General features: G+C 71.5%; 9 protein-coding genes. 3 read left to right on the top strand and 6 right to left on the bottom strand.

All coding sequences use genetic code 11. From position 1 onward, the window contains the following. Positions 1–502 (top strand): aldehyde dehydrogenase family protein (locus NQ160_RS12625; protein WP_257515581.1); only part of this gene is annotated, 502 nt, incomplete at its 5' end. A gap of 38 nt (positions 503–540) precedes the next feature. On the opposite strand, the gene NQ160_RS12620 is transcribed toward NQ160_RS12625, so the two are convergent. Further along, positions 541–1,491 (bottom strand): diacylglycerol/lipid kinase family protein, encoded by a 951-nt coding sequence (locus NQ160_RS12620; RefSeq protein WP_257515580.1) that lies wholly within the window; start codon positions 1,489–1,491, stop codon positions 541–543. 126 nt (positions 1,492–1,617) lie between these two features. On the opposite strand from NQ160_RS12620, the gene NQ160_RS12615 reads away from it, so the two are divergent. Next, complete coding sequence (locus NQ160_RS12615) at positions 1,618–3,057, top strand: DUF6421 family protein (protein WP_257515579.1); 1,440 nt, start codon at positions 1,618–1,620, stop codon at positions 3,055–3,057. Between the two features lie 72 nt (positions 3,058–3,129). Here NQ160_RS12615 and NQ160_RS12610 read toward each other — a convergent pair whose 3' ends face one another. Continuing rightward, positions 3,130–4,518, bottom strand: a complete 1,389-nt coding sequence (locus NQ160_RS12610; RefSeq protein ID WP_257515582.1) for an MFS transporter — start codon at positions 4,516–4,518, stop codon at positions 3,130–3,132. 135 nt (positions 4,519–4,653) lie between these two features. Between NQ160_RS12610 and NQ160_RS12605 the strand changes: the two genes are divergently transcribed. Beyond that, positions 4,654–5,721: a threonine aldolase family protein gene (locus NQ160_RS12605; protein WP_257515578.1), complete on the top strand. Its 1,068-nt coding sequence runs from the start codon at positions 4,654–4,656 to the stop codon at positions 5,719–5,721. A gap of 18 nt (positions 5,722–5,739) precedes the next feature. Here NQ160_RS12605 and NQ160_RS12600 read toward each other — a convergent pair whose 3' ends face one another. The 4 genes from NQ160_RS12600 to NQ160_RS12585 all read right to left on the bottom strand — a co-directional run. Continuing rightward, the gene (locus NQ160_RS12600; protein WP_257515577.1) at positions 5,740–6,180 is read right to left on the bottom strand and encodes a GNAT family N-acetyltransferase; all 441 of its coding nucleotides are present in this window, start codon (positions 6,178–6,180) and stop codon (positions 5,740–5,742) included. A gap of 98 nt (positions 6,181–6,278) precedes the next feature. Further along, positions 6,279–7,520, bottom strand: coding sequence for a four-carbon acid sugar kinase family protein (locus NQ160_RS24885; protein WP_257515576.1), 1,242 nt, complete (start codon positions 7,518–7,520; stop codon positions 6,279–6,281). Beyond that, positions 7,517–8,395: an NAD(P)-dependent oxidoreductase gene (locus NQ160_RS12590; protein ID WP_257515575.1), complete on the bottom strand. Its 879-nt coding sequence runs from the start codon at positions 8,393–8,395 to the stop codon at positions 7,517–7,519. Before NQ160_RS12590 ends, NQ160_RS24885 begins: the two co-directional genes overlap by 4 nt. A 73-nt stretch (positions 8,396–8,468) precedes the next feature. Continuing rightward, positions 8,469–9,682 (bottom strand): MFS transporter (locus tag NQ160_RS12585; RefSeq protein WP_257515574.1); only part of this gene is annotated, 1,214 nt, incomplete at its 5' end.

Raw genomic sequence — 9,682 nt, 5'->3', positions numbered from 1 at the left:
GGTCGCGTCGTACATCGACCGGGCCCCGGCCGACGGCGCCACCGTCGTCGTTGACGGCCGCGGCGTCGAGGCCGACGGCGATCCCGACGGGTTCTGGCTCGGGCCCACCCTCATCGACCGTGTGCCGACGACCTCATCGGTGTACCGCGACGAGATCTTCGGCCCGGTGCTGTCGATCGTGCGCGTGTCCGGCTACGAAGAAGGGCTCGAGATCATCAACGCCAGCCCGTACGGCAACGGCACCGCGATCTTCACCAACGACGGCGGCGCCGCTCGCCGGTTCCAGCGCGAGGCGCAGGTGGGGATGATCGGCATCAACGTGCCGATCCCGGTGCCGGTGGCCTACCACTCCTTCGGGGGCTGGAAGGCGTCGCTCTTCGGCGACGCCAAGGCGTACGGGCCGCACGGGTTCGACTTCTTCACCTCGGAGAAGGCCATCACCAGCCGCTGGCTCGACCCGTCCCACGGCGGGCTGAACCTCGGCTTCCCGCAGCACGACTGAGCGCACGGCGCGGTCCCCGCGCCCACGCGGCTCGAAGCTCAGGTGGCGTAGACGCGCAGCCCGGCGGGCACGGCCCGCACGTCCAGCGTGAAGCCGGACTGCGGGGCCTCTTCCAGCTCGCCGTCGTGCACGTACGAGCCGGGGGCCCTGCCCGGCTGTGCGCGCGCCCGCCAGTGGCCCGTGACCTGCCGCTCGAAGTGCGACGCCGGCGGCACCAGATGCAGCAGCCGCAGCAACCGCAGCGTGCGGCGCCCGAACGCCAGGGATGCCATGGCGCGCAGCCGGGAGCCGCGGGCGTGATGCAGGCGCACGTCGAGCACCGGGTCATCCAGCGTCAGGCGCTGCATCATCGCGTGCCGATGCGGGTCGTTGCGTCCCACGCCGACGAACACCGACCACACCGTGGCGGTGCGCCCCTCGTGGGTCACGCGCACCGGGTGCGCGGCCCGCAGGGCGGCGACGATCGCGCCCAGCCCGCCGACCCACTTGCCCAGGCTCGCGCGTTCGGTGCGCTCGGCGAGGAACTGCGGGTATGTCCCGAGCGACACCGCGTTGAGCACCGTGATCGGCTCGCCGTCGTCGACGGAGACCTCCGCGACCACCACTTCCCGCAGTAGCCCCGCGGTGAAGGCGGCCAGCGCGGCATCCGCGTCGTCGATTCCAGCGGCGCGGGCGAAGTGGTTGTAGGTGCCGCCGGGCACCACCAGCAGCGGCACGCCGTGGCGCCGGGCCAGATGCGCCATACGCGAGACCGATCCGTCACCGCCGAGAACGCCCAGCGCGCGCGGCGGGTCCTCACCGGCCATCGCGGCTGCGACCACGTCGCCGAGGTCGTCGTCGGGGCCCAGCTCCTGCACCCGCGCCCGCGGGAGCCGCTCGCGGATCACCGGCAGCGGGTCGGCACGCAGCACCGCTTCGCCGGCGCCGCTGTTGGCGAGCAGCAGCAGCCCGTCGCCGTCGGGACGAGCGGGCGAGCTGTTGTCGGGCATGACCGCGACGCTACCCCTGGCACACGATCGACGAGGCCGCTTGACAGCGGATGGATAGGCTGGGCGCCACCCTGCCAATCGTCGACGCACCGAGGCGTCGGCCGACCCCGAAGATCGGAGGTTCCCATGTCCATCAAGGCCGCCACCACCCGTGAGCGCAAGGCCGTCGTCGGCGAACCCGAGGTCGTCGAGGATGGGCGGGCCGTCGGGGTCGAGAGCTCAACCGAGTGGCTGACCCTCAAGCGCGCCGCCACGGCGCTGCAGGGCCTGCAGGCTCAGGACGGATCGGTCCCCGACGCGGCGGACCACGCCGCGGCCGACCTGCTCGTCACCGAGATCATCGACGCGGTCGACGCCCTCGCGCCCCTGTTCCCGCACGATGCGGAGTACCTCGCCGCTGTGGTGGACGACTTCGAGCGGTGGGTCGCGGCCAGCTTCGGCGTGCCGGACTTCCTCGACTCGCTGGTGGCGTTCCAGCCGCAGCGGCAGCGGCTCGACGGCATCCGCCATCTCGTCGTCTTTCCGATGTACACCCAGAACGGCTCGCGCAGCCGATTCGTCGAGGCGGTGCTGGCAGAGGTCATCTGGCCGGAGTTCATCGCCGACCTCGAGACCCGGTACAGCAACGGCCTGTTCGTGTCGCTGCGGCTCGTTGACTTCACCCCGGGGTACGACACGAACTCGGCGGTCCTCTTTCCCGAGACGGTCGCGATGCGGGAGATCCCGCCGTTCACGTGGGGCGCGATCTTCCAGGATCGCGAGGCGGCCCGCTACCGGCGCGTCGTGCGCGCGGCATCCGAGATCACGAAGCTCGACCTGCCCGCCGAGGCCGCCCGGCTGCTGGAGGACCAGCAGCTGGCGGAGAAGACGTTCGTCATGTGGGACCTCATCCACGACCGCACCCACATGCGCGGGGATCTGCCGTTCGACCCGTTCATGATCAAGCAGCGGATGCCGTTCTTCCTCTACTCGCTGGAGGAGCTGCGCTGCGACCTCACCGCCTTCCGGGAGTGCGTCGACATCCAGCGGGAGCTGCAGGCGCGGGTGGATGCCGGCGAGCACCTCTCCGCGGCCGAGGCCGAGACCCTGGAGCACGCGGGGCTCGTTCAGTACGCGGTGATCTTCGACCGGATCTTCCGGTTCGCGATCACCGGAGGCCGCGTGCGCAACTACGACGGCCTCGGCGGCCAGCTGCTGTTCGCGTGGCTGCACCAGCGCGGCGTGCTGCACTGGACCGACACGGCGCTCGCCTTCGACTGGGATGAGGTGCCGGCCGCAGTCGTGGCGCTGGGGGCTGCGATCGACGACCTGTACTGGCAGTCGATCGACCGGCCCAAGGTCGCCCACTGGCTCGCCGCCTACAGCCTCGTGAGCTCGGTGGTCACGCCGCACCCCGCTTCGGCGTGGGCGCGAGGTCTGCCGCAGGACGTGCTCGCCGGGGCGCCGAAGGGCTACACCGACGCGGTGCTGGACGACGAGTTCCCGCTGTCGATGTTCTACGAGGCACTCGAGAAGAAGATGCGCGGCGTGATCGCCTCGACCGCCGGCATCCGCGGCACGGACTGACCGCCCACCCGGGCCGCCTGCCCCGCCCGAGAAACCACTTTTCGGATGAGAAACCGCGCAACGCGGTGTTTCTCATCCGGATTGTGGTTTCTCGGCGGGCTGCGGCGCGGGCGCGGCGGGCGAGGCGAGCGCGGTAGGGTCGGGAACGTCGGTGGCCGGCACCGACTCGGGCGCGCCGGCGTAGAACGCGGACAGGCGGCGGTACGAGCGGGTCGTGAAGGCCAACAGGGCCGCGACCACCATCACCAGGCCCGCCACCAGGAAGACCAGGGCGATGCCGCGCGCCTCGCCCTCGCCGAGCACCGGGCGCCACGCGCCCTGACCGGCATCCGTCGCCAGGTACGGGACGATCCAGAACTGCGCGATCGGCGCGATGAGAAAGGCCGTCACCGGCGCCGATGCCGACTCCAGCGCCTGCGCGAACCCGAAGACACGCCCCTGGCGCTCGAACGGCACGACCTTCTGGATGACCGTCTGCTCCGCCGCCTCGGCCGCCGGGATCAGCGCCATGTACAGCAGCATTCCCGCGGCGTAGAGCCACCACCACTCGCGGATCGTGAAGAGCGCGCCGATCACCCCCATCGCGACGACTGCCAGCAGGAGGGTCCGCACCGGATTGCGACCGAGGCCCCTGGCGGCGATGACGATGCCTCCCAGGATGAACCCGATCGAGCTGACGCCGAGCACCACGCCCCACAGCTCCACCGGGAACAGCGTCAGGCCGTACGGGTCCATCAGGGCCATGTAGACCCCGCCGATGAGGTTGTTGAAGGTGGAGAAGACGATGAGGGCGAACAGCCCCGGCACCCCCGCGATCGCGGCGATGCTGCCGCGGATGTCGACCTTCGGCGCGTGGCCGCCGACGTCGGCGGGCTGGGTCTCGGGGATGCGCAGGAACGCCAGGTGCACGAGCGCTGCCGCGGTGACGACGATGGCGATGAGGATCGTCCACCCCATGCCCAGCAGCCCGATCGCCAGGCCCGAGAAGACGCTCGTGACGACGAACGAGATGCCCTGCACCGTACCCACCATGCCGTTGGCGTTCGCGTGCCGCTCGGTCGGCACGAGCAGGGTCACGGTCGTCGACAGCGCGATGTTGCGCATGTTCTCGATCACACCGCCGAACAGCACGATCGCCGAGAACACCCAGAACCACGGCCGGCCGAGGTCGATGAGGGTGGCTTCGGGGAAGAGCAGATAAAGGATGCCGGCGACGAGGAACGCGGTGAGGGTCACCAGGCTGGAGCCGACCATGACGCGGTGCTTGCGGTGCCGGTCCACGAGCGAGCCGAACGGGATCGAGAACACCGCGACGAAGAGCATGTAGGCCCCGCCGATCAGGCCCGTCGCCAGCACCGACCGGGTCTCGAGGTACGCCCAGAAGACCAGCGCGAACCACAGGAAGCTCGTCGTGATGTTCGCCACCGCGGTGTTGACGAGCACCTGCACGAACACGCGCATGCCGCCGGGCGGCGCGAGCGGGGAGGCGTTCCCGGCAGGCCCAGCCGGGACGGCGTTCTCGGCCATGGGGCGAGGGTAGTCACCGCAGCCGCCGCGCAACAGCCCCACCGCGGGCGACAACTAGGCTGAGGAACCGTGACGACCCTCCACGACACCGCCGTCCGCGGCTTCGCCAGCGACAACTACTCCGGCGTGCACCCAGAGGTGCTCGCCGCCATCGCAGCGGCGGGCGGCGGCCACCAGATCGCCTACGGGGACGACGACTACACCGCTGCCCTGCAGCAGGTGTTCGCCCGGCACTTCGGCGATGGCGTCGAGGCGTTTCCGGTGTTCAACGGCACCGGCGCCAACGTCACCGGCCTGCAGTCGATGCTGCCCCGGTGGGGCGCCGTGATCGCCGCGTCCACCGCGCACATCAACGTCGACGAGGGCGGCGCTCCCGAGCGGGTCGCGGGCATCAAGATCCTCACCGTTCCGACCGACGACGGAAAGCTCACCCCCGAGCTGGTCGACCGCGAGGCATGGGGATGGGGCGACGAGCACCGCGCCCAGCCGCTGGTCGTCTCGATCACCCAGTCCACCGAACTCGGCACCCTGTACACCCCGGACGAGATCCGCGCCCTGGCCGACCACGCCCACGCGCGCGGCATGCGCCTGCACCTCGACGGCGCCCGCATCGCCAATGCCGCCGCTGCGCTGGACCTGCCGCTGGCGGCGTTCACCCGCGACGTCGGCGTCGACGTGCTGAGCTTCGGCGGCACCAAGAACGGTGCGATGATCGGCGAGGCCGTCGTGGTGCTCGACCCCGCGGCATCCGAGGGTCTGCGGTACCTGCGCAAGCTCAACATGCAGCTGTCCTCGAAGATGCGCTTCATCTCCGCCCAGCTGATCGCGCTGCTCGACGGCGACCTGTGGCTGCGCAACGCCCGCCACTCCAACGCGATGGCCGCGCGGCTGCGCAGCGCCGTCGAGGCGGGCATCGCCGACGGCACGATCCGAGGCGTGGAGTTCACGCAGCCCACCCAGGTCAACGGGGTGTTCGCGACCTTGCCCGAGGGGGTCGCCGACCGGCTGCGCGAGCGATTCCGCTTCTACGACTGGGATGCCACCCGTCGCGAGGTGCGCTGGATGTGCTCCTTCGACACCGAGGCCGAGGACGTCGACGCCTTCGTCGCCGAACTGTCCCGCCTGACGCGCGACTGACCGCGGTCCCGGCGCGCGCTACGGCGCCGCGGGCCGGGTCATCGGGATGTGGGGGATGTCGTCTTCGACGAAGACCTCCCCGGAGCGGGCGAACCCGAAGCCCTCGTACCAGCGCTCGAGCTGCAGCTGCCCGTCCAGCACGATTCGCGCTCCGGCGCACGCGGCGACCGCGCGCCGCATGAGCTCCGCGGCAAGGCCTCGACCCCGTGCCACCGCTGCGGTCGCGACGCGTCCGATGCGCCGGCCGTCCGCTTCTCTGAGGACCCGCAGCGTGGCGAGGACCTCGCCGTCCTCCTCCGCCCAATAGAGGCGCGCGCCCGGCTCGACGTCCCTGCCGTCGAGCTCGTCGTATGCCGCGCGCTGCTCGACGACGAACACATCGACGCGGAGCTTCAGAATCGAATACAAGCGGATGGGGTCCATTTCGGCGGGGGCTGCCTCATGGAAGCTGACGGGCACGTCGAATACTCCTTCTTCGCCGGGGGATACTCCCGATTATTTCAGGTCTGCGCGCAGCGCCGGGCGGGCGGATGCCGCGACACGCGACGGACCCCGGGTCAGTGCCCGAGGGCCGCAACCACGTCGAGAAGGGTCGACGGTCCGCCGACGTTTCCGGGGACGACGACGTAGAGGCGGTCCGCGCCGTCGGCGGAGACGAGGTCCCACACGGACACCCCCGGCAGCACCTGTCCGCGCACGCGGGCGCGCGTGGCGCCGACGCCGGTGCGGGCGAGCTCCGCCGAGGTGATGCCGCCCTTGGCGACGACCGCCTCGACGTCGGGAACGAGCGTCTGCACCGCTTTCGTGAGGGCGCGCATCACGAGCTCGCCGTGGCGCAGCATGTTGTGCTCGGGTCGGCGGGTGCGCTCGGTCGCGATGATGGCCAGCCCGGTCTCGGCGAGGCGCTGGCGGGCTTCGGCCGCCGCCGCGCGCCCGGCGGCATCGGGGTCGGCGAACGCGTCGGCGGTGGCGATGACGACCGCGGGGCCGTGCCGCACCTCGAGCGGAGCGAGCTGCGCCGAGGCCCCGGCGGTGTGCGATCCGCACGCCACGAGCGTCGGGGCGGGGTGCGCCGTGAGCGGGGTGGGCAGGAGCCTCTCGGAGACGACCCCGGCGAGGGCGGCGGCCAGCGGCGCGGCGCTGCGTACCACCACCTCCCGGCCGGCGGCGCGCGCGTCGCGGATGCCCGCGGCGATGCGCTCGATGTCGTCCTCGGTCTCGGCGTCGGGGACGATCACGGCGCCTGCCGGAGCGGCTGCGATCGCGTCGGCCACGCGGCCGGAGCGGACATCGGCGAGCGCCACCGAGACGGCGTCACGCCCGGACTTCTCGGCGACGTAGTCCACCAGCACGCCGGTGGCGAAGGGGAAGACCGGGTCGTCGGCGTATTCGGTCTCGTGCGCGGGAAGGGTCTCGTCCCCGATGCGCACGAGGTGAATGCCGTCGAGCGTCGTGCGTCCGCCCGCGGGGAACGCGGGACAGAAGACGATCACGGCGTCGTCGCCGAGAAACTGCGCGGTCTCGGCGAAGACGTGCCCGCGCAGGGTCGAGTCCCCCCGCAGCACGAACTGCACCTCTTCGCCCAGCGCCGCGGCAGCGACACGGGCGGCGTCGCGCACCTCGCGGACGAGCGCGATGGCGGCATCCTCATCGATCGCGCGGGAGTTGGTCTGCACGTACACGCTGTCGGCCGCGCGCAGCGCCTCGCGGATGCCGTCGACGTCGAAGGCGAGCAGCACGTCGACGCCCGCGGCGGACTGGGTGCCGGTGGGGTCGTCGTCGAGCACGACGGTCTTCACCGGCCGTCCCCCGCCCGGTAGGTCTCGATGACGCTGGAGTCGTCGCGGCGCCCCAGCCCTCGTGCGTCGGCGGCGAGAAAGCGCTCGCGCGCTGCCTGCAGCACCGGCAGGTCGATGCCCACCGCCTCGGCCGCGTCGGCGACGAGCCCGGTGTCCTTGACGAAGATGCCCACCTGGCTGAGCACGGGCGCCTCCTCGCCGGCGAGCATGCGCGGCCCCCGGTCGCCGAGCATGAAGGATGCCGCCGCTCCCCCGCCCACGACGTCGAGCACGAACGCGGGGTCCAGGTCCAGGCGCTCGGCCAGGGCGAGCGCCTCGGCCGCCGCGACGATGTGCACGGCGGCGAGATGCTGGTTGACGACCTTCACGGCCTGCCCCTCGCCGAGCCTGTCGCCCACCACACGGGCGGAGCCGAGGGCCTCGAGCACCGGGATGGCGGCCGCGAGCGCGTCCTCTGATCCCGAGGCGAAGAGCACCAGGTCTCCCCGTCCGGCGCGGGCGACCCCGCCGCTGACGGGCGCGTCGACGACCGCGGCGCCGGCGGACTCGAGCCGCGCGCCCTCGGCGCGCACGGCGTCGGGTCCGACGGTCGCCGAGACGATCCAGGTGCGCCCGGCGACGGTGCCCGCGGCGAGCGCGGCATCCACCACCGCCGTCAGCTGCCCGCCGGTGGCGACCATGACGACCACGACGTCGACGTCACCGGCATCGGCGATGTCGGCGACGGTGCGCACACCGGCCGCCTCGGCGCGTTCCCGGCCTGCGGCGGCGGGCTCCACGCCCACGAGCGGGAGCCCGGCCCGAACGATGCTCTCGGCCATCGGCAGGCCGATCGCACCGAGTCCGACGAAGGCGACCTGCGGATGACGGGCCATGGGGATCTCCTCTTGCGGACGTACGGGGGGCACCGGCCGATGTGCGGGGCGCGCACGCGCGCCCCGCACGGTGTCAGTGACCGGGAACGCGGGCCTCTGCGTCTTCGAGCAGCGCGTCCGCCCGGGAGCGGAAGAACTTCGTGCAGAGCATCATGATCGCCCCGAGGAAGCCGAAGACGCCGAGCGAGACCACGCCCCACGCCCCGGAGTCCGTCGGGAAGGCCTCGTTGATGCCGGTGCGCATGATGGGAGCCACGAAGCCGCCGAGGTTGCCGAGCGAGTTGATCAGGCCGATGCCGGTGGCCGCAGCGGCGCCGGTGAGGAACGCCGTGGGGAAGGACCACGTGATCGGACCGGTCGACAGGAACGACGCCACCGCGACGGTGATCGCGGCGATGCCCAGCAGCGCCTGCCCGTTCGCTCCGGCCCAGGCCGACACGAAGATCGACAAGCCCGTGATGATGAAGAAGGCCGCGCCCCAGGTGCGCCGGCGACGCAGCGTGTGCGCGTGCTTGCCGACGTAGTAGCAGGCGAAGAGGCCCACCGCCCACGGGATGGCGGTCACCAGACCCACCTCCCAGCCCACGGCCCTGCCGATCAGTCCGGAGACCTGCTGCGGCAGGTAGAACGTCGTGCCGTACACGGCGATCTGCAGGCAGAAGTAGATGACGGTGAAGTACCAGACCTTCCAGTTCACCAGGGCCGCGCCGATGCCCCGCGGGCCGTCGTCGTTCTTGATGGCATCCTCGTGTTCCATCACCGCCTTCATCGCGAACTTCTCGTCGTCGGTGAGGAACTTCGCCTTCTGCGGCGAGTCGACGAGGAAGAAGATGGCGGCGATGCCGGCGACGACGGCGAGCATGCCCTCGGTGAAGAACATCACCTGCCAGCCTGCCCAGGGGGTGAACTGCTCGCCGAAGCTGATGAGGCCGCCCGACAGGGGGGCGCCGATCATCTGCGAGAACGGCTGGGCGAGGTAGAACAGCGCGAACATCTGCACGCGGCGCTTGTTGGGGAACCACTGCGCCAGGAACATGATGACGCCCGGGAAGAGCCCCGCCTCGGTGACGCCGAGGAGGAAGCGCAGCCACACGAACATCGTGTCGTTCGTCACGAAGGCGAACAGCGCCGCGACGATGCCCCAGGTGATGGCGATGCGGGCGAGCCAGAAACGGGCGCCGAACTTGTTCAGCAGCAGGTTCGACGGGATCTCGAAGATCGCGTAGCCGATGAAGAAGATGCCGGCGCCCAGCGCATACGCCCCGGCGGTGATGCCGCGGTCGACCG

It is taken from the genome of Microbacterium sp. zg.Y909 (assembly GCF_024626565.1).
This window is presented reverse-complemented; position numbering and strand designations above follow the sequence as displayed.